The following is a 19,560-nucleotide window of genomic DNA, read 5'->3' as shown; positions in this document are numbered from 1 at the left end:
CCACGGCCTGACATGCCACCGCACACCCAGCGTCACATCCCAGAAGGAGATGCTCGTGCCGTCCATCGACGTCGTCGTAGCCCGGGAAATCCTGGACTCCCGAGGCAACCCCACGGTCGAGGTCGAGGTGGGCCTCGACGATGGCAGCACCGGCCGTGCTGCAGTTCCGTCCGGCGCCTCCACCGGTGCATTCGAGGCCATCGAGCTCCGTGACGGTGACCCCAACCGTTACTTCGGCAAGGGTGTCGAGAAGGCCGTCCTCGCCGTCATCGAGCAGATCGGCCCGGAGCTCGTCGGCTACGACGCCACCGAGCAGCGCCTGATCGACCAGGCCATGTTCGACCTGGATGCCACCGACAACAAGGGCTCCCTCGGCGCCAACGCCATCCTCGGCGTCTCCCTCGCCGTCGCGCACGCCGCGTCCGAGGCCTCGGACCTGCCGCTCTTCCGTTACCTCGGCGGTCCGAACGCGCACCTGCTGCCCGTTCCGATGATGAACATCCTCAACGGTGGGTCGCACGCCGACTCCAACGTGGACATCCAGGAGTTCATGATCGCCCCGATCGGCGCGGAGTCCTTCTCCGAGGCGCTGCGTTGGGGTGCCGAGGTCTACCACACCCTCAAGAAGGTCCTGCACACCAAGGGCCTCTCCACCGGCCTGGGCGACGAGGGCGGCTTCGCGCCGAACCTGGAGTCCAACCGCGCCGCGCTCGACCTCATCGTCGAGGCCATCAAGCAGGCCGGCTACACCCCGGGCAAGGACATCGCGCTCGCGCTCGACGTCGCCGCGTCCGAGTTCTACAAGGACGGCAAGTACGAGTTCGAGGGCCAGTCCCGCTCGGCCGCCGAGATGACCGAGTACTACGAGGAGCTCGTCTCCGCGTACCCGCTGGTCTCCATCGAGGACCCGCTGTACGAGGACGACTGGGCCGGCTGGAAGGTCATCACCGACAAGCTGGGCTCCAAGGTCCAGATCGTCGGCGACGACCTCTTCGTCACCAACCCGGAGCGCCTGGCCCGCGGCATCGAGGAGGGCTCCGCGAACGCCCTGCTCGTGAAGGTGAACCAGATCGGTTCGCTGACCGAGACCCTGGACGCCGTCGAGATGGCCCAGCGCAACGGCTTCAAGTGCATGATGTCCCACCGCTCCGGCGAGACCGAGGACGTCACCATCGCCGACCTCGCCGTCGCCGTGAACTGCGGTCAGATCAAGACCGGCGCCCCGGCCCGCTCGGACCGCGTCGCCAAGTACAACCAGCTGCTGCGCATCGAGGAGATCCTCGACGACGCCGCGGTGTACGCGGGCCGCAGCGCCTTCCCGCGCTTCAAGGGCTAATCACCCCCCTGAGGGGCTGGCCTCCGTACGTCCCCGCACTCGGTCCCGTACCGTGTGCGGGGACGTATTTGCGTAGTGCGTACTCAGGGGAGGCGGACCAATGGCCGGGAACCGGGATCGGTTCTCCACCTTCTCCACCGCGACCAGGCTCAAGCAGCTCGGTGAGCGGACCGCCGCCCACGTCTACCGCTCGCAGTCGCGCCGGCAGGTCCGCCGCAGCCGGCTCACCGGCCGGGCCGCACTCCTGGTGCTCGTCCTCTGTACCCTGGTCGTCGCCCTCGCGTACCCGATGCGCCAGTACGTCTCCCAGCGTTCGGAGATCGCGGAGCAGCAGCGGGCCGCCGCCACCGCGCGGGTCCGCCTGGAGCGGCTGCGCGACGAGAAGGCCCGCTGGCAGGACGACGCCTACGCCGAGCAGCAGGCGCGCAGGCACCTGCACTTCCTGCGCCCGGGGGAGATCGGCTACATCATGAGCGACCCCGGGGCCCAGCCCCCGGAACCGCACCGGGCCGGCCAGGCCGGCTCCGACCGCCCCTGGTACTCGAACGTCTGGGACGGCGTCGACAAGGCCGACCGCCCCGGCGACTGAACCAGTTCCATCCGTCATAGAACCGAACGAAGAGACTTCCTCCAGGCATGCAGACGCCCCCGCCCCAGACCGACCGGACCGAGCCGACCGACGCGGACATCGAGGCGTTCGAGCAGCAGCTCGGCCGCCCGCCGCGCGGGCTGCGCGCCATCGCGCACCGCTGCCCCTGCGGGCAGCCGGACGTGGTGGAGACCGCCCCGCGGCTCCCCGACGGCACCCCCTTCCCCACGCTGTACTACCTGACGTGCCCGCGCGCGGCCTCCGCGATCGGCACGCTGGAGGCCAACGGCGTGATGAAGGAGATGCAGGCCCGGCTCGCCGAGGACCCGGAGCTCGCCGCCGCCTACCAGGCCGCGCACGAGGACTACATCCGGCGCCGCGACGCCATCGAGGTGCTCCAGGGCTTCCCGAGCGCCGGCGGGATGCCGGACCGGGTCAAGTGCCTGCACGTGCTGGTCGGTCACTCCCTGGCCGCGGGCCCGGGCGTGAACCCGTTCGGCGACGAGGCCCTGGCGATGCTGCCCGAGTGGTGGGCCAAGGGCGCCTGCGTCACCCCGTGCGCACAGAAGAAGGAGTCGGACGCGTGAGCCGGGTCGCCGGCATCGACTGCGGTACGAACTCCATCCGGCTCCTCGTCGCGGACTGCGACCCGGCCACCGGCGAGCTGATCGAGCTGGACCGGCGGATGACCATCGTCCGCCTCGGCCAGGGCGTGGACCGGACCGGGCGCCTCGCCCCGGAGGCGCTGGAGCGCACCTTCGCCGCCTGCCGCGAGTACGCCGCGGTCATCAAGGAACTCGGAGCGCAGAAGGTGCGCTTCGTGGCCACCTCCGCCTCCCGGGACGCCGAGAACCGCGACGAGTTCGTGCAGGGCGTCAAGGACATCCTGGGCGTGGAGCCCGAGGTGATCTCCGGCGACCAGGAGGCCGAGTTCTCCTTCACCGGCGCCACCAAGGAGCTCGTCGCCCACGACCACCTGGAACGGCCGTTCCTGGTGGTCGACATCGGCGGCGGTTCGACCGAGTTCGTGGTCGGCGAGGACCACGTGCGCGCCGCCCGCTCCGTGGACGTGGGCTGCGTCCGGATGACCGAGCGTCACCTGGTGGTGGACGGGGTCGTCACCGACCCGCCGTCCCCGGCACAGATCGCCGCGATGCGGGCCGACATCGAGGCCGCCCTCGACCTGGCCGCCGAGAGCGTCCCGCTGGCCGAGGCGCGCACCCTGGTGGGCCTGGCCGGTTCGGTGACCACGGTGGCCGGGATCGTCCTCGGCCTGCCGGAGTACCTCTCCTCGGAGATCCACCACTCGCGGATCACCTACGAGCAGGTCCGCGAGGTCAGTGAGCGGATGCTGACGGCGACCCACGCCGAGCGCGCGGCGATCCCCGTGATGCACCCGGGCCGGGTGGACGTGATCGGGGCCGGCGTGCTGGTGCTCCTGGCGATCATGGAGCGGATCGGCGCCACCGAGGTCATCGTCTCCGAGCACGACATCCTCGACGGAATCGCTTGGTCGATCGCCTGAACGACCTTCGAACCTGGGGTTGGGGGGTCTTCGGGCCCGTGATCCACATAAAGTTCGTGAAGTTCTTCACAAGGAAAAGGGGCCTGTAGGGCCGATGGGAGGGCCGTTTGGGCCCCTCCGGAGGCCCTCAGGCCCTTTTCTGTGCGTGTTCGTGCGATCGGCGGACGCCGCGGGTTCCGCGTCAGAGGTATGGACGAAGCCCTGTGGTCCAGTCCGCTTCAGGCCTTGGAGGCCAGTTCAGGACGGGTGAACAACGACTCCCGTTACACGGTGGTTCCCGTTGCGCGCCATGACGTCCGTCACGTGGGCGGCGGAGTGTAGCAGAGGCCTTTCGACTCCTTGTGAAGGGGCTCACGAGCGACACCCCTTTGGGTGCTGGATACTCGTTCCATGAGCACCACGGAGCGTCCCAGGATCCTCGTTGTAGGAGGTGGGTACGTAGGCCTGTACGCAGCCAAGCGCATCATGAAGAAGATGCGCTACGGCGAGGCGACCGTCACGGTCGTCGACCCGCGCTCGTACATGACCTACCAGCCCTTCCTCCCTGAAGTGGCCGCAGGCAGCATCTCGCCTCGGCACGTCGTCGTCCCGCTGCGACGCGTGCTGCCCAAGGCAGAGGTTCTCACCGGCCGGGTCACCAGCATCGACCAGGACCGCAAGGTCGCCGTCGTCACGCCGCTCGTCGGCGAGGCGTACGAGCTGCCCTTCGACTACCTGGTGATCGCGCTCGGCGCCGTCTCCCGCACCTTCCCGATCCCCGGCCTCGCCGAACAGGGCATCGGCATGAAGGGCGTCGAAGAGGGCATCGGCCTGCGCAACCACGTCCTCGAGCAGCTCGACAAGGCCGAGTCCACGACGGACGAGAACGTCCGCCGCAAGGCCCTCACCTTCGTCTTCGTCGGCGGCGGCTTCGCCGGTGCCGAGACGATCGGCGAGGTCGAGGACATGGCCCGCGACGCCGCGAAGTACTACTCCACGATCAAGCGCGAGGACATGCGCTTCATCCTGGTCGACGCGGCCGACAAGATCCTTCCCGAGGTCGGGCCCAAGCTCGGCACCTGGGGCAAGGAGCACCTCGAGTCCCGCGGCATCGAGATCTACCTCAACACCTCCATGGACTCCTGCGTGGACGGCCACGTGGTGCTGAAGAACGGCCTCGAGGTCGACTCCAACACCATCGTGTGGACCGCCGGCGTCAAGCCCAACCCGGTGCTGGCCCGCTACGGCCTGCCGCTGGGCCCCCGCGGCCACGTCGACGCCCAGCCGACCCTCCAGGTCACGGGCACGGACTACATCTGGACCGCCGGCGACAACGCCCAGGTTCCCGACATGGCCGCCCGCAAGGCCGGCGTCGAGAACGCCTGGTGCCCGCCGAACGCCCAGCACGCGCTGCGCCAGGCCAAGGTCCTCGGCGACAACGTCATCTCGGGCATGCGGGGCTTCCCGCAGGCCGAGTACTCGCACTCCAACAAGGGTGCGGTGGCGGGCCTCGGCCTCCACAAGGGCGTCGCGATGATCGTCATGGGCAAGATGAAGATCAAGCTCAAGGGCCGGCTCGCCTGGTACATGCACCGTGGCTACCACGGCATGGCCATGCCGACCTGGAACCGCAAGATCCGCGTCTTCGCCGACTGGACCCTCGGCATGTTCCTCAAGCGCGAGGTCGTCTCGCTGGGTGCTCTCGAAACCCCGCGCGAGGAGTTCTACGAGGCCGCCAAGCCGGCCCCGGCTCCGGCCTCCACGGCCCAGAAGGCCAAGGCTTCCTGACCCGGCGCCTGCCGGCAGGACCCTGAGTCACACCTGCACGTCCCCGAAGGGGCCGCCCGCCATCCGTGGTGCGGGCGGCCCCTTCGGCGTACCCGGGCTCCGGGATGGGTAGACGGAGGGGTCGGAGCTTTTGTGGAGGTGCGCCATGACCGACGCCGCGCCGCGGCTGGCTGCTGTTGCCGAGACACTGCTGGGTGCCCCGCTGCCGGTGCGCGTCCGGGCCTGGGACGGCAGCGAGGCCGGCCCGCCGAACGGCCCCGTGCTCGTCGTCCACGACCGCCGAGCCGTGCGGCGGGTGCTGTGGAAGCCCGGCGAACTGGGCCTGGCCCGCGCATGGGTGGCGGGGGAACTGACCGTCGAGGGCGACCTGTTCGCCCTGCTGGACCGCGTGGCGGGGGTCCTGTGGGAGCGCGAGCGCGACCCGCTGCCCGCCGCCCCCGCCGGGCCGGGGGCGCGCCCGGCGGGCCCGGAACGACCCCGCGCGGCCGCCGTGGCGGCGGGCGGGCGTCCGGGGCCCCACACGGCCCGCAAGGGCATCGCGGCCCGCCCGAGGCTGCCCCGGCTGCCCGAGCTGCCCCAGTTGCCGGGGGCCAAATGGCGGGACCCGGTGTACCGGGCGGCCGTACGGGAGCTGATCGCGCTCGCCGGACCCCTGCCGCCGCCCCCGCCCCCCGCCGAGGAGGCCGTCCGGCGGGGCGGGCCGCGGCACAGCAAGGGGCGCGACCGCCAGGCCATCAGCCACCACTACGACGTCGGCAACGACTTCTACGAGCGGGTGCTCGGCCCCTCGATGGTGTACTCCTGCGCCTACTGGAGCCCCGGCTCCACCCTGGAGCAGGCCCAGCGGGACAAGCTCGACCTGGTCTGCCGCAAGCTCGCCCTGCGGCCCGGTGACCACCTCCTCGACGTGGGCTGCGGCTGGGGCTCCATGGCGCTGCACGCGGCCCGCGAGTACGGGGCCCGGGTCACCGGGATCACGCTCTCGCGCGAGCAGGCCGCGTACGGCCGCAAACGGGTCGCCGAGGCGGGCCTGGCCGACCTCGTCGAGCTGCGCATCCAGGACTACCGGGACGTCAGGGACGGTCCTTACGACGCGATTTCCTCCATCGGGATGGCCGAACACGTCGGATCCGAGCGCTACCGGGAGTACGCCCGCACCCTGCACGCCCTGCTGCGCCCCGGCGGGCGGCTGCTGAACCACCAGATCGCCCGTCCGCCGGAGCCCGACGAGACGGCGTACCGGATCGACGAGTTCATCGACGCCTACGTCTTCCCCGACGGCGAGCTCTCCCCGCTCGGCACCACCGTCGGCGAACTGGAGCGGGCCGGCTTCGAGGTCCGCGACGTGGAGGCGCTGCGCGAGCACTACGCGCTGACCCTGCGGGCCTGGGTGGCGGGGCTCCAGGAGCACTGGGACGAGGCCGTACGGCTGACCTCGCCGGGCCGGGCCCGGGTCTGGCAGCTCTACATGGCGGCCTCCGCGCTCGGCTTCGAGCACGGCCGGCTCGGGGTCAACCAGGTCCTCGCGGTGAAGCCCGCGCCGGGCGGCGACTCGGGCCTGCCGCTGCGGCTGCGCACCTGGGGGGCGTAGCGGAAACGTATGTGCACAACGGGCAGGGCCCCGGGGCGCGTTGCCCCGGGGCCCTGTCGCTTCGCTGTCCCGCGCCGCGCTATTCGGTCTTGATGGCCGTCAGCATGTTCAGGCGGGCGGCGCTGCGGGCCGGCCACATGGCGGCCAGGACGCCGACCACGGCGGCCAGCAGGAGGAAGATGCCGATCCGGTCCCACGGGAGGACCAGCTCGTAGTTCGGCATGGACTTCGCGATCGTGGTGCCGACGGCCCAGGCGAGGAAGACGCCGATGGCGACGCCCAGGACCGCGCCGAAGAGCGAGATCACCACGGCCTCCAGGCGGATCATGTTCTTCACCCGGCGGCGGTCGAGACCGATCGCCCGCAGCATGCCGATCTCCTGGGTCCGCTCGAAGACGGACATCGCCAGGGTGTTGACGACACCGAGCACCGAGATGATCAGCGCCATGCCGAGCAGGCCGTACATGACGTTCAGCATCGTGTTGATCATGCCGCCCATCTCGTTGCGCATGTCCTGCTGGGTGGCGACGGTGATGGCCGGGTTCTTGCCGAGGGCGTCGACGACCTTCTGCTGGCCGGCCGAGGAGGCACCGCCGTCGACGTTGACGTACACCTCGGGGATGTACTGCTCCTCGCTGTGGGCGCTGAGGACCTTGTTGTCGATGACGTACGGGGAGAGCAGGCCCTCCAGGTCCTTGTAGACCGCGCCGACCTTCAGGGTGCCCTGCTGGCCGTCGTCGAACTGGACCTGGAGCGTGGAGCCGACGGCCAGGTTCGCCTTCTTGGCGGTCTTCTCGGCGACCGCCAGCTCGCCCTTGCCGAGGGCGTCCAGCGAACCGCTGAGGACCTCGATGTTCAGCATCTGGTCGATGGCGCCGGGGGTGACACCGGAGGCCGAGCGGTAGTCCTCGCCGACCCTGAGGAAGCCCGCCGCCTGCGGGGAGACCGCCTTGATGCCGGGAGCCTTGGCCAGGGTCTCGGCCACCGACTTGTCCAGGCTGCCCATGTCGCCCGCCATGGAGACCCGGTAGTCCGCCCTGAGCTTCTCGGTGCTCATGCGGTCGACGACCTTGCCGACGGTGATGCCGAGCACGGACAGCGTGGTGACCAGGGTCAGGCCGATCGCCAGGGAGGCGGCGGTGACGGCGGTGCGGCGCGGGTTGCGGACGGCGTTCTGCGCGGCCAGCTTGCCGGGAACCCCGAACACCTTCTGGAGCAGGGGGCGGACCGCCGAGATGACCGGCTTGGAGAGCAGCGGCAGCAGCACGATCAGGCCGATGAGCATGAAGAACGCGCCCGCGCCCATGATCATGCGGCCGCTGGAGCCGCCCTTGGACACGCCCAGCAGGACCAGGCCGACGGCGAGGACGCCGATGACGGAGCCGCTGACGTTGCGCAGCACGAGGGACTTGGCCGAGGCCGGCAGGTGGGCGCTGCCCATGGCGGCGACGGGGGCGATCCGGCCGGTGCGCCAGGCGGGCAGCAGCGCGGCCAGCGTGGTGACCAGGACGCCGATGACCAGGGCCGCGATGATGGTGCCCGGCGCGACCACGAGGTCGCCGCCCGGCAGCTTGGCGCCGAAGGAGCCGATCAGGGAGCGCATGCCGATCGCCAGGCCGAGGCCGCTGAGCAGGCCGATGGCGGCGGACACGGCGCCGACGACCAGGGCCTCGGCGAGGACCGAGCGCATGACCTGACCGCGGTTCGCGCCGACGGCGCGCAGCAGGGCCAGCTCCTTGGTGCGCTGGGTGACCAGCATGGTGAAGGTGTTGTAGATCAGGAAGACGCCGACGAAGAGCGAGATGCCGGCGAACACGAGCAGCATGGTGCTCATGCTGCTCAGGCCCTTCTCGATCTGCTCGGCCTGCTCCTTGGCGAGGGCCGCGCCGGTCTGCGCCTTGGTGTGCTTGTCGTTGAGCAGCGGCTTGATCTCGGCGAGCAGCTGGTCGGCGGAGGCGCCGGCCTTGGCGGCCACCGACAGCTCCTGGTAGTAGCCGGGCTTGAGGTAGAGCTCCTGGGCGACCTTGGTGTCGAAGAGCACGAGGCTGCCGCCGGCCTGGACGGCGCCGTCCTCGGTGGTGAAGACGCCGGCGAGGGAGTACTCCTTGACCGGGCCGTTGGTGGCGACGCGGACCTTGTCGCCGACGTGGTAGTTGCCCGCGTCCGCGGTCGCCTTGTCGAGCGCGATCTCGTCGGCCTTGGCGGGGCCGGCGCCCTGGGCGAAGACGTAGTGCGGGTCCTTGCCGTCCTTGACGGGGGCGTAGTTGGAGCCCTTGTTGGACCAGCCGGCGCCGATCAGCTTGCCGTTCTCGTCGCCCACGCCGGCGAAGCCGGAGACGCGGCCGGAGACGGATTCGACCCCGCCGAGGGCCTTGACCTTGTCGAGGGTCTGCTGGCTGAGGCCGGGCTCGCCCTCCTTCTGTCCGTTGTCGTCGCGGCCCTGGCCGTACGAGGTGACGGAGACGGCCACGCCTTCGTAGCTCTTGGCGGACTGGCCGGAGAGGGACTTCTTGAGGGTGTCGGTGAAGACGAGGGTGCCGGAGACGAAGGCGACGCCGAGGGTGACGGCGAGGACCGTCATCAGCAGCCGGGCCTTGTGCGCGAGGACGTTGCGCAGGGCGGTACGGAACATGGGGGATCTCAGTCCTGGGGCTGGAGGTCTGGAGGAGGGCGGGGAGGGAGATCCCGGGTCAGCTGGTGCGGCCCTTGGCGTCGAACGCCTTCATGCGGTCGAGCACGCCGTCGGCGGTGGGCCCGTACATCTCGTCGACGATCCGGCCGTCGGCCAGGAAGATGACGCGGTCCGCGTAGGAGGCGGCCACCGGGTCGTGGGTGACCATCACGACGGTCTGGCCGAGCTCGCGCACCGAGTTGCGCAGGAAGCCGAGGACCTCGGCGCCGGAGCGGGAGTCGAGGTTTCCGGTGGGCTCGTCACCGAAGATGATCTCGGGGCGGGAAGCCAGGGCGCGGGCCACGGCCACGCGCTGCTGCTGGCCGCCGGAGAGCTGGGTGGGGCGGTGGCCCAGCCGGCCGGCGAGGCCGACCATGCTGATCACGTTGTCCAGCCACTGCTTGTCGGGCTTGCGGCCGGCGATGTCCATGGGGAGCGTGATGTTCTCCAGGGCCGTCAGCGTCGGCAGCAGGTTGAAGGCCTGGAAGATGAAGCCGATCTTGTCCCGGCGCAGCTGGGTGAGCTGCTTGTCCTTGAGGGCGCCGAGCTCGGTCTCGCCTATGCGGACGGAGCCGGCGGAGAAGGTGTCCAGGCCGGCGACGCAGTGCATCAGCGTGGACTTGCCGGAGCCCGAGGGGCCCATGATCGCGGTGAACTGCCCCTGCCCGAAGTCCACCGAGACGTTGTCCAGGGCGACCACCTGGGTCTCGCCCTGGCCGTACACCTTGGAGAGGCCGGTGGCGCGGGCGGCCACGGCCTGAGTGGTGTGCGGGGCGTAGTTCATGGTGGTCACAGGACGGCTCCTCGATCTGCGGTGCGGGACGTTCCCATCCTCGCTGCGCGCACCCCCGCTCCGGATCAGCCGCCGAGCTTGTTTCCCGGCCCACTGGAGTCTGACAAGGGGCCTCGCTCCTCCTCCTCTGGTATGACAAGAGCCCTGATCGGCGGGGCGGTGGCCCGGGGTGGCGCGGAGGGTGGCGCGCGGGGTGGCGCGGCCGTCGAAATCCCGTCAATCCCGTACAGGTGGTGAGCGGCGCCCAGAACGGGCCGACCGTGCATTCTCGGGTCTGACGATCCCTCAAGCGCCAATAAAATCAGACAACATCGGGTTGACGGGCGATCAACGGCGACGGTGTTGCGGATAGGCTCGGATCAAGCGTTGAAGGCTTTTCCACGGGGGCCGCCACGCCCTGCCCGGATGGTGGAATGCAGACACGGCGAGCTTAAACCTCGCTGGCCTTCGGGCCGTGCCGGTTCAAGTCCGGCTCCGGGCACTCCGCAGTTCTCGCGAGGCCCGCCCTTTTATCTCCTGCGCTTCGCCCTGCCTTCTCCTAAGATCCTCCTCCAGCAGTAGGGTGCTTTCTTTGCGAGCGCATTACTCTTGTTGCAAGGCCGCGCTCGGCGGCCACGGAGGAGTGAGATGAGGAGCAGTAACCCGGTCTTCTCGCGACGGGGGTTCAGCCGCGACAACGGTGGCCAGGCGGGCTTTGCAGCGCCGCAGCACCAGCAGGCCGGGACCAACCCGTACGCGACGAACCCGTACGCGACCGACCCGACCACGGGTATGCCGCAGGCACCGGCGCGCGCCGAGGCGATGACCATCGACGACGTCGTGAGCCGTACGGCCATGACGCTCGGCACGCTCATCGTCACGGCAACCCTCTCCTGGGTGCTGCTGCCGGTCGACCCGGCCAACCTCGGCAAGTCGTACGCCATCGGTATCGTGGCGGCCCTGATCGCCTTCGTCCTGGTGATCGTCCAGTCCTTCAAGCGCAAGGCCTCCCCGGCCGTGATCCTGGCCTACGCGGCGTTCGAGGGTGTCTTCCTCGGCGTCATCAGCGCGGCCGTCAGCACCTACCTCAGCCCCGGCGTGGTCATCCAGGCCGTGATGGGCACGATGTGCGTCTTCGCCGCCGTGCTCCTCGGGTACAAGATGGGCTGGATCCGCGTCACGCGCCGTTTCTACGGCTTCGTGATGGCCGCGACCCTCGGCTTCATCCTCCTGATGCTCACGAACACGCTGTTCGCGGTCTTCGGCGGCGGTGACGGCCTCGGCTTCCGCACCGGCGGCCTCGGCCTGCTGTTCGGTGCCATCGGCGTCATCCTCGGCGCCTGCTTCCTCGCCCTGGACTTCAAGCAGGTCGAGGACGGCATCGCCTACGGCGCCCCGCGCGACGAGGCCTGGCTGGCGGCCTTCGGCCTCACCGTCACCCTGGCGTGGATCTACGTGGAGATGCTGCGCATCTTCTCGATCCTCTCGGGCGACGACTAGCAGGACCCGCAGGCCACCCCGGCCTGCGCGCCACACACGGCATGGGGAAGGCCCCGCGAGCACACCGCTCGCGGGGCCTTCCCGTGTCTAGGGAACGGGGGTCGGGGGAGGGTTCAGCCGAACCGGCGCGCTGCTCTGCGCAGGTCGTACTCGTGGATGATCGCCTTGGCCTGGCCGTACGACAGCTCGTGCGCGCCGCGCAGCCAGCTGACCTTCTCCTCGAACCGGACGAGTGAGGGGCCTTCGTCGACGGTGCGGAGCCAGTCGGAGACCTCACGACCGGTGGTCTGGGGGATTCTGTCGATCATGTTGCGGTGTGTCTGTTCGGAGAACTCTACGGACATGGGCGCCTCCGGAGGTATCGCCGTGCTGTTCTCTTCACGCCACCGTGCCGGAGAGTTCGCCCGTTGGCAATGGTGCCCGGGCGGCGCGTAAGGTCGGCCGGGTGCTTGATACTTCGCCCCTGACCGCCGTCGTGGAACGTTTCGCCGACCGGCTGCGGGCCGCGCCGCAGAGCCGCCTGCAGCAGGGAGCCGCCGCCGTGGCCCTGGAACTGGCCCGCGAGCTCTCCGTACGGGCGCAGCGGCTGGAGGCCCCCGAACAGGCGCCGCGGGAAGTGCCGGACGCCGGCATCTTCGTCGTCGGGGACCAAGTGGCCGTGGCCGGACTGGACCTCGCCGAGGCGCTGCGCGCCGCGCCGGCCGCCCCGGACGGCGCGACGGCCCCGTCCGTGGTGCTGGACGAGGCCGTGGGGCTGGTGGAGCAGGCGGAGATCAGAGCGATGCGATGACGCGGTCCGCGAGGATGTAGACGTTGCTGTCGGGGTCCTCGAGGTCACCGCACGAGAAGGTCAGCGCGTAGGCGCCGGAGATGCCCGAGCCGCCCAGCAGGACCGGGGCGGTGCCCGAGCGCAGGGCCTCGGCGAGGCGCTCCGCGGTCTCGCGGTGCCCGGGGGTCATGCAGAGCGTCGTGCCGTCGGTGAACACGTACACGTCGAGCGTGCCCAGCGGGCCGGGGCGGACGTCCGCGAGGGCCGTACGGGCCTCCGCGAGCTCCTCCAGGCGGTTGACGGTGCGCTCGTGGTCGGCGCCCGGGTGCGAGGCCTGGACCGGTACGAAGTCGGGGTGCGAGGGGTGGCGCCGGCGGGCGGCGGCCAGCTCGGCCGAGTCCTCGGGGTAGCCGGGGAGCTCGTCGAGGACCTCCTCGCCCAGGACGGGCTCCAGGCCCACCATGTCGGCCTGCCGGGGCAGGAAGACGGGGCTGTCCTCGCCGAGCCCGGCCAGGCCGCCCAGCAGCGACGGGGCGTCGGCGGCGTCGCGGGCCTCCTGCGCGGCCCAGAAGGCGCGCGCCTCGGCCAGCTCGCGCTCGCGCTCCTCGGCGAGGGCTTCGGCCACGGCGGCTCGTATCTCGGCGGCGGGGGACTCCACGGCGCTGCGGGCGTGCGGGACGGTCGCACCGCGGTGGTGGACCGGCGCCGCCAGCTCAGTGCGCAGGGCGGTGACCTGCTTGCGCAGACCGTGGACGGCGTGCAGCGCAGCAGCGCCCACGGCCGCGGCGGCGGCGGTGGTCAGCAGCAGGGCAAGAGGCATGGCGCTCACTGACTAACTCCTGAGGTGATTCGATCCCCCGACTTCCTACATCAGAGTGTCCCGACCTGGGAATGGCGTGCAGTGCATTACGTCACGAATTGGACAGGGCTTTGGTCACACCCACGCCCCCCGAATGGTCACTGACCTGCGCAAATGCCGATCCCCCAGGAGATAGGTCACATCCTGGGGGAGATTCGGTCACAGGTCGGCCGCGACGGGGTTAGATTCGGCGTCAGTACGCCGCAAGGGATCCGGCCGGATCCCTTGCGGCGACTGGGGCCTGCTCTTGATCAGATCGCTTTGGATCAGTTCAAACCGACAGGTTTAGCTCAGCCGATCGTTCTTAGCTCAGCCGCTCGATGACCATGGCCATGCCCTGGCCGCCACCCACGCACATCGTCTCGAGGCCGAACTGCTTGTCGTGGAACTGCAGGCTGTTGATCAGAGTGCCGGTGATGCGGGCACCGGTCATCCCGAAGGGGTGACCGACGGCGATGGCTCCGCCGTTGACGTTCAGCTTGTCGAGGGGGATCTCCAGGTCCCGGTACGACGGGATGACCTGGGCCGCGAAGGCCTCGTTGATCTCGAACAGGTCGATGTCGCCGACCGTCAGGCCGGCCCGCTTCAGGGCCTGCTTCGACGCCTCGACCGGGCCCAGGCCCATGATCTCGGGGGAGAGGGCGGTGACGCCGGTGGAGACGATCCGGGCCAGCGGGGTCAGGCCCAGCTCGCGGGCCTTGGTGTCGCTCATGATGACCAGCGCCGCGGCGCCGTCGTTGAGCGGGCAGCAGTTGCCGGCCGTGATCAGGCCGTCGGGGCGGAAGACGGGCTTGAGGCCCTGGACGCCCTCCAGGGTCACGCCGGCGCGCGGGCCGTCGTCGGTGGAGACGACCGTGCCGTCCGGGGTGGTGACCGGGGTGATCTCGCGGGCCCAGAAGCCGTTCTTGATGGCCTCTTCGGCGAGGTTCTGCGAGCGCACGCCGAACTCGTCCATGTCCTGGCGGGTCACGCCCTTGAGGCGGGCCAGGTTCTCCGCGGTCTGCCCCATCGAGATGTAGGCGTCCGGGATCAGGCCGTCCGCGCGCGGGTCGTGCCACGAGGAGCCCTCGCTCTGCGCGACGGCGGCCGTACGGGCCTCCGCGTCGCCGAAGAGCGGGTTGTGCGTGTCGGGCAGGCCGTCCGAGGAGCCCTTCGCGAACCGGGAGACCGTCTCGACGCCCGCGGAGATGAAGACGTCGCCCTCGCCGGCCTTGATGGCGTGCAGCGCCATGCGGGAGGTCTGGAGCGAGGAGGAACAGTAGCGGGTGATCGTGGTGCCGGGCAGGTAGTCCATGCCCATCTGCACGGCCACGATGCGGGCCAGGTTGTGGCCCTGCTCGCCGCCGGGGAGGCCGCAGCCGAGCATCAGGTCGTCGATCTGGCGCGGGTCCAGCTCGGGGATCTTGGCGAGGGCGGCCTGGATGATCGTCGCGGTCAGGTCGTCCGGGCGGACGTCCTTGAGGGACCCCTTGCCGGCGCGCCCGATGGGAGAGCGGGCGGTGGAAACGATGACGGCTTCGGGCATCGGGACTCCAAGGGGTGCGTCGTGGCGGGACCGCATGCGAAGTTACCGCCCCGTACGGTCGAGGTCACCGGGGTGGGGGTGTGATGCCGGTCGCTCCCGCGGGGGGTTGCGGTCCATCGGGGCGTGGCGCCGTGTGCCGAGAGGTGCGGCGCTGCTGCTGGGGCGCTGCCCCAGACCCCGCGCCTCAAACGCCGGCGGGGCTGAAAGACGGGGCCCAGCCCCCGGGGTCCGCGCCTCAAACGCCGGCGGGGCTGGAAGAGCGAGGCTGAACGGGGGCGCCGCCCCGGGCCCGTGCCTCAGACGCCGGAGGCGCTGAATCCGGGGTCGGCCGGGGACGAGGGGTCTTCGGCCTGGACGCGGCGTCGGCGGCGGTGTTTGAGCAGGACCCACGGGCCGCGGGCGGCCGTGACCTCCGTGCCCGCCTGGCCCGCCGCGGCGGACGCGGCCTTCGCCACAGGGAGCATGTCCTCGTCGCGGGACACGTCCAGCCGGTCCGACTCCGGCCACAGGCCGAGCGCCGCGCACAGCGTCGGCAGCACGGCCATGGCGGCCGTCGCGTACCCCTCCGCCGACGGGTGGTAGGAGTCCGGGCCGAACATCTCGCGCGGGTTCGCGGCGAACTCCGGGCCCAGCAGGTCACCCATGGAGACCGTACGGGCGCCCAGCGCGACCACTCCTATGGTCTGCGCGGCGGCCAGCTGCCGCGAGACCCGCCGGGCCACCCAGCGCAGCGGCTGGTACACCGGCTCGATCGTGCCCAGGTCCGGGCAGGTGCCCACGACGACCTCGGCCCCCGCCATCCGCAGCCGCCGCACGGCCGAGGTCAGGCAGCGCACGGAGTGGGTCGGCGGCATCCGGCGCGTCACGTCGTTCGCGCCGATCATGATCACGCACACGTCCGGGGCCGGCACCTCGTCGTTCAGCAGCAGCCCCACCTGCCGGTCCAGATCGTCCGACATGGCCCCCGACAGGGCCACGTTGCGCAGCTCCACCGGGCGCTCGGCCACCGCCGCCAGCCCGGACGCCAGCAGGGCCGCCGGCGTCTGCCGGGCCCGCCGTACGCCGAGCCCCGCGGCCGTGGAATCACCCAGCATGCCCAGGCGCAGCGGTCCCGGGCTCTGTTCCGGGCCGCCGAACTCGCTCCCGTACAGCCCGTCGGCGCGCGGCGGATCGCCCAGCCCGGTGCCCACCGTCCGCTTGGCGAACTGCACCTCGGCCAGCACCAGACCCACCGCGGCGGCCCCGACCAGTCCGAGTCCGCCCCCGCCGTACGCTGCCCCCGCCGCGATCCGGCGGGCCGTTCTCGCCCTGGACACCCTTCAGGCCACCTCCTCGGTCCTCATTGATCCCTACCTGCCCCGTACGCACGGTCGGCCAATCCCTTTACGCATACTCTGGCCAGACCTCCCGGAGAACCCGTGGAGTCCCCTCCTTGGAGAACATGGTGCAATTCCACGACTCGATGATCAGCCTCGTCGGCAACACCCCGCTGGTGAAGCTCAACCGTGTGACCGAAGGCCTGCAGGCCACCGTCCTTGCGAAGGTCGAGTACTTCAATCCCGGTGGATCCGTGAAGGACCGGATCGCCGTACGGATGATCGAGGCCGCCGAGCAGAGCGGAGCCCTCAAGCCCGGCGGCACCATCGTGGAGCCGACCAGCGGCAACACGGGTGTAGGACTCGCCATCGTGGCCCAGCAGAAGGGCTACAAGTGCATCTTCGTCTGCCCTGACAAGGTGTCCATGGACAAGATCAACGTGATGCGCGCGTACGGCGCGGAGGTCGTGGTCTGCCCGACCGCCGTCGACCCCGAGCACCCGGACTCGTACTACAACGTGTCCGACCGCCTCGCGCGCGAGCCCGGCGCCTGGAAGCCCGACCAGTACAGCAACCCGAACAACCCCCGTTCGCACTACGAGACCACCGGTCCCGAGCTGTGGGAGCAGACGGACGGGAAGATCACCCACTTCGTCGCCGGCGTCGGCACGGGCGGCACGATTTCCGGTACCGGCAACTACCTCAAGGAGGTCAGCGGCGGGAAGGTCAAGGTCATCGGCGCCGACCCCGAGGGTTCGGTCTACTCCGGCGGCTCCGGGCGTCCGTACCTGGTCGAGGGCGTCGGCGAGGACTTCTGGCCGACCGCCTACGACCCGAACGTCACCGACGAGATCATCGCGGTGTCCGACAAGGACTCCTTCCAGATGACCCGCCGCCTCGCCAAGGAGGAGGGCCTCCTCGTCGGCGGCTCCTGCGGCATGGCCGTCGTGGCCGCGCTGAAGGCCGCCGAGGGCCTCGGCCCGGACGACGTCGTCGTCGTCCTGCTGCCGGACAGCGGCCGCGGCTACCTCAGCAAGATCTTCAGCGACGAGTGGATGGCGGGCCACGGCTTCCTGGAGGAGGCCGGCCCCGCCGCGCGCATCGGTGACGTGCTGAACGACAAGGAGGGCGGCATCCCCTCCCTCGTCCACATGCACCCGGAGGAGACGGTCGGCCAGGCGATCGAGGTCCTGCGGGAGTACGGCGTCTCGCAGATGCCCATCGTCAAGCCGGGCGCCGGTCACCCGGACGTGATGGCCGCCGAGGTCATCGGCTCGGTCGTCGAGAAGGAGCTGCTGGCGGCGCTGTTCGCGCAGCGGGCCTCGCTGACCGACCCGCTGGAGAAGCACATGAGCTCGCCGCTGCCGCAGGTCGGCTCGGGCGAGCCGGTGTCCGAGCTGATGGCGGTGCTCGGCGAGGCGGACGCGGCGATCGTGCTCGTCGAGGGCAAGCCCACCGGTGTGGTGAGCCGTCAGGACCTGCTGGCGTTCCTGGCCAAGTCCGCCAAGTAGCCCGTACGGGGCCGCGCGTGGCCTTCGTGCAAACGGTACGGGCATGACACGTGACGGCAGCACCGGCTTAACACGGCTGGGGCACAGTGGTGGTTGTCGGCAGGGAAGACCGGGAGACCGGAACCCGGCCGACACCACCGAACGGCGTACGCGTACCTCCGGAGCGGCTCCCGGACCGCGCGGACGCCACGGACGCGGACGGCCCTGACCCGGCCGTGTCCTTCGCGGGGACCGCCGTCGTCCCGCCCCTCGGGCGACCGAGGGTGCGGCGGTCCCCGCGCACACTCTTGTGCGGGGCCTTATGCGGCCGTGTTCGGCCTTATTCGGCGGACCGGCGCCGGAAGCGTTTGTTGGCGTGGATGAAGTTCACGCCCACGATCCCGGCCCAGGCGACCAGAAGACCGCTGAAGTGCGCCTGCGCGGCGGCGATGGCCGACAGCGGGACCGCCAGCACCAGCGTGATGATCGCGAAGCCGAAGCGTTCGCCGAAGTTCCCGTCCGCGGGCGAGGCGGAGGGGCGGGTCTCGCCGCGGGCCGCGGACAGACGTTCCTCCGCGAGGCGCCGCCGGACCTGGGTGTCGACCTTCTCGACGAACGAGTCCACCAGTGCGGCCTCGTACTCCGGACCCAGCTCCCGCCGGGCGTCCAGCGTGGCGTCGAGTTCCTTCTTCAGCTCTTGGGCGTGGGCGTCCATGCCCCCACCGTAGGAAGCGCCGCGGGCCCCCGCACTGGGGCTATCCCCCGTATCCGCGCGCATCCGCATCGCGGGCGCGGCTTGCCGAGCTGCATAACCACATGCAGAGTGCTCGGTGACTGAATAGACCCATGGGGACGGAGGGGACGGGAATGAGCGACAGCCCGGCCGCGCGGCTGCAGAAGCTGTTCGAGGGGCACCGGCTGACGCCCACGCAGCGGCGGATCGCGCACTGCATGGTGCGCGGGGCGGCGGAGGTGCCCTTCCTGTCGAGCGTCGAGCTCGCCGAGCTGGCCGGGGTGAGCCAGCCGTCGGTGACCCGGTTCGCGGTGGCGCTCGGCTTCGACGGATATCCCGCGCTGCGCCGGCACCTGCGCGAGGTGGCTCCCGCCGAGCGGGTCGAGGCCGCGCAGGAGGACTCGTACAACGAGTACCAGCAGGCCGTCCTGGGCGAGATCGAGAACCTGCGGCAGCTGGCGGAGATGCTCGCCGATCCCGCGCCGGTGGAGGAGGCGGGGCGGCTGCTCGCCGCCTCGGCGCCGCTGCCGGTGCTCGGGCTGCGGGCGGCGTCCTCGCAGGCGCGCGGGTTCGCGTACTTCGCCGCCAAGGTGCACCCGGACGTACGCCTCCTCGACGAGGGCGGCTCGATGCTCGCCGACCGCATCGACGCGGCCGCCGGCGCGGGGGCCTCGGCGCTGCTGTGCTTCGCGCTGCCGAGGCATCCCCGGGAGGTGGCGGAGGCGCTGGAGCACGCGCGGGCGGCCGGGCTGACCGTGGTGACGGTCGCCGACTCGGCCTTCGCGCCCGTGGCCCGCCACTCGGACCTGCTGATCCCGGCGCCGGTCGGGACGGGGCTGGCCTTCGACACGGCGTGCGCGCCGATGCTGTTGGGGCGGGTGCTGCTGGAGGCGATGGCGGACGCGCTGCCGGACGCGCAGGCGCGGCTGGAAGCCTTCGACGCCCGAGCCGCGGCGCGCGGCCTCTTCGTGGAATAGCCGCCTCAATCGCCGGCGCGGCTCCAGACCCCAGGGCTCGGCGCGGCTGAAAGACCGGGGCTCCGCCCCGCACCCCGCTCCTCAAACGCCGGAGGGGCTGGATTTGGCTGAGGTCGCACCATCCAGCCCCTCCGGCGTTT

Annotated in this window: 17 protein-coding genes and 1 tRNA gene; 11 read left to right on the top strand and 7 right to left on the bottom strand. The window is 70.9% G+C overall.

Going from position 1 to position 19,560, the window contains the following annotated elements:
• Window positions 1-49: 49 nt before the first annotated feature.
• From eno to AB0D29_RS35805, 6 genes are all read left to right on the top strand, one after another.
• A complete protein-coding gene (gene eno, locus AB0D29_RS35830) occupies window positions 50-1,336 on the top strand; it encodes a phosphopyruvate hydratase (RefSeq protein ID WP_362860015.1) in 1,287 nt (428 codons plus the stop codon).
• Between the two features lie 100 nt (window positions 1,337-1,436).
• Entirely contained in the window at window positions 1,437-1,925 is a 489-nt protein-coding gene (locus AB0D29_RS35825) for a septum formation initiator family protein (protein WP_362860014.1), read from the top strand.
• A 47-nt stretch (window positions 1,926-1,972) separates the two neighbouring features.
• A complete protein-coding gene (locus AB0D29_RS35820; protein ID WP_362860012.1) occupies window positions 1,973-2,512 on the top strand; it encodes a DUF501 domain-containing protein in 540 nt (179 codons plus the stop codon).
• A complete protein-coding gene (locus AB0D29_RS35815) occupies window positions 2,509-3,450 on the top strand; it encodes a Ppx/GppA phosphatase family protein (RefSeq protein WP_362860010.1) in 942 nt (313 codons plus the stop codon). Before AB0D29_RS35820 ends, AB0D29_RS35815 begins: the two co-directional genes overlap by 4 nt.
• 390 nt (window positions 3,451-3,840) lie before the next feature.
• A complete protein-coding gene (locus tag AB0D29_RS35810) occupies window positions 3,841-5,217 on the top strand; it encodes an NAD(P)/FAD-dependent oxidoreductase (protein ID WP_362860009.1) in 1,377 nt (458 codons plus the stop codon).
• A gap of 145 nt (window positions 5,218-5,362) precedes the next feature.
• A complete protein-coding gene (locus AB0D29_RS35805; protein ID WP_362860007.1) occupies window positions 5,363-6,808 on the top strand; it encodes a cyclopropane-fatty-acyl-phospholipid synthase family protein in 1,446 nt (481 codons plus the stop codon).
• A gap of 79 nt (window positions 6,809-6,887) precedes the next feature.
• Here AB0D29_RS35805 and AB0D29_RS35800 read toward each other — a convergent pair whose 3' ends face one another.
• Both AB0D29_RS35800 and AB0D29_RS35795 read right to left on the bottom strand, forming a co-directional pair.
• The gene (locus AB0D29_RS35800; protein WP_362860006.1) at window positions 6,888-9,440 is read right to left on the bottom strand and encodes an FtsX-like permease family protein; all 2,553 of its coding nucleotides are present in this window, start codon (window positions 9,438-9,440) and stop codon (window positions 6,888-6,890) included.
• 58 nt (window positions 9,441-9,498) lie between these two features.
• Window positions 9,499-10,263, bottom strand: a complete 765-nt coding sequence (locus tag AB0D29_RS35795; RefSeq protein WP_362860036.1) for an ABC transporter ATP-binding protein — start codon at window positions 10,261-10,263, stop codon at window positions 9,499-9,501.
• A 408-nt stretch (window positions 10,264-10,671) separates the two neighbouring features.
• Here AB0D29_RS35795 and AB0D29_RS35790 point away from each other — a divergent pair.
• Both AB0D29_RS35790 and AB0D29_RS35785 read left to right on the top strand, forming a co-directional pair.
• A tRNA-Leu gene (locus AB0D29_RS35790) sits at window positions 10,672-10,753 on the top strand.
• A 146-nt stretch (window positions 10,754-10,899) separates the two neighbouring features.
• The gene (locus tag AB0D29_RS35785) at window positions 10,900-11,751 is read left to right on the top strand and encodes a Bax inhibitor-1/YccA family protein (RefSeq protein WP_362860004.1); all 852 of its coding nucleotides are present in this window, start codon (window positions 10,900-10,902) and stop codon (window positions 11,749-11,751) included.
• 113 nt (window positions 11,752-11,864) lie between these two features.
• Here the strand turns inward: AB0D29_RS35785 and AB0D29_RS35780 are convergent, their stop codons facing one another.
• Window positions 11,865-12,095: a DUF4287 domain-containing protein gene (locus AB0D29_RS35780; protein ID WP_030716449.1), complete on the bottom strand. Its 231-nt coding sequence runs from the start codon at window positions 12,093-12,095 to the stop codon at window positions 11,865-11,867.
• 101 nt (window positions 12,096-12,196) lie between these two features.
• On the opposite strand from AB0D29_RS35780, the gene AB0D29_RS35775 reads away from it, so the two are divergent.
• Window positions 12,197-12,541: a hypothetical protein gene (locus tag AB0D29_RS35775; protein WP_362860002.1), complete on the top strand. Its 345-nt coding sequence runs from the start codon at window positions 12,197-12,199 to the stop codon at window positions 12,539-12,541.
• On the opposite strand, the gene AB0D29_RS35770 is transcribed toward AB0D29_RS35775, so the two are convergent.
• The 3 genes from AB0D29_RS35770 to AB0D29_RS35760 all read right to left on the bottom strand — a co-directional run bounded on the left by AB0D29_RS35770 (window position 12,525) and on the right by AB0D29_RS35760 (window position 16,220).
• Complete coding sequence (locus AB0D29_RS35770) at window positions 12,525-13,340, bottom strand: hypothetical protein (RefSeq protein ID WP_362860035.1); 816 nt, start codon at window positions 13,338-13,340, stop codon at window positions 12,525-12,527. The two genes, AB0D29_RS35775 and AB0D29_RS35770, sit on opposite strands and share 17 nt — an antisense overlap.
• 343 nt (window positions 13,341-13,683) lie before the next feature.
• A complete protein-coding gene (locus AB0D29_RS35765; protein WP_362860001.1) occupies window positions 13,684-14,904 on the bottom strand; it encodes an acetyl-CoA C-acetyltransferase in 1,221 nt (406 codons plus the stop codon).
• 296 nt (window positions 14,905-15,200) lie between these two features.
• Window positions 15,201-16,220: an SGNH/GDSL hydrolase family protein gene (locus tag AB0D29_RS35760; protein WP_362859999.1), complete on the bottom strand. Its 1,020-nt coding sequence runs from the start codon at window positions 16,218-16,220 to the stop codon at window positions 15,201-15,203.
• Window positions 16,221-16,348: 128 nt separating this feature from the next.
• Here AB0D29_RS35760 and AB0D29_RS35755 point away from each other — a divergent pair, with 128 nt between their 5' ends.
• The gene (locus tag AB0D29_RS35755; RefSeq protein ID WP_362860034.1) at window positions 16,349-17,731 is read left to right on the top strand and encodes a cystathionine beta-synthase; all 1,383 of its coding nucleotides are present in this window, start codon (window positions 16,349-16,351) and stop codon (window positions 17,729-17,731) included.
• A 319-nt stretch (window positions 17,732-18,050) separates the two neighbouring features.
• On the opposite strand, the gene AB0D29_RS35750 is transcribed toward AB0D29_RS35755, so the two are convergent.
• Complete coding sequence (locus tag AB0D29_RS35750; protein WP_030716468.1) at window positions 18,051-18,425, bottom strand: hypothetical protein; 375 nt, start codon at window positions 18,423-18,425, stop codon at window positions 18,051-18,053.
• Window positions 18,426-18,577: 152 nt separating this feature from the next.
• On the opposite strand from AB0D29_RS35750, the gene AB0D29_RS35745 reads away from it, so the two are divergent.
• Window positions 18,578-19,420 (top strand): MurR/RpiR family transcriptional regulator, encoded by an 843-nt coding sequence (locus AB0D29_RS35745; protein ID WP_351292358.1) that lies wholly within the window; start codon window positions 18,578-18,580, stop codon window positions 19,418-19,420.
• Window positions 19,421-19,560 lie beyond the last annotated feature (140 nt).

The sequence above is a fragment of the Streptomyces sp. NPDC048424 genome (genome assembly GCF_040651555.1).
Lineage (GTDB): Bacteria > Actinomycetota > Actinomycetes > Streptomycetales > Streptomycetaceae > Streptomyces.
Note: the sequence above shows the minus strand (reverse complement) of the source record. Positions and strands in the feature narration are given on the sequence as shown.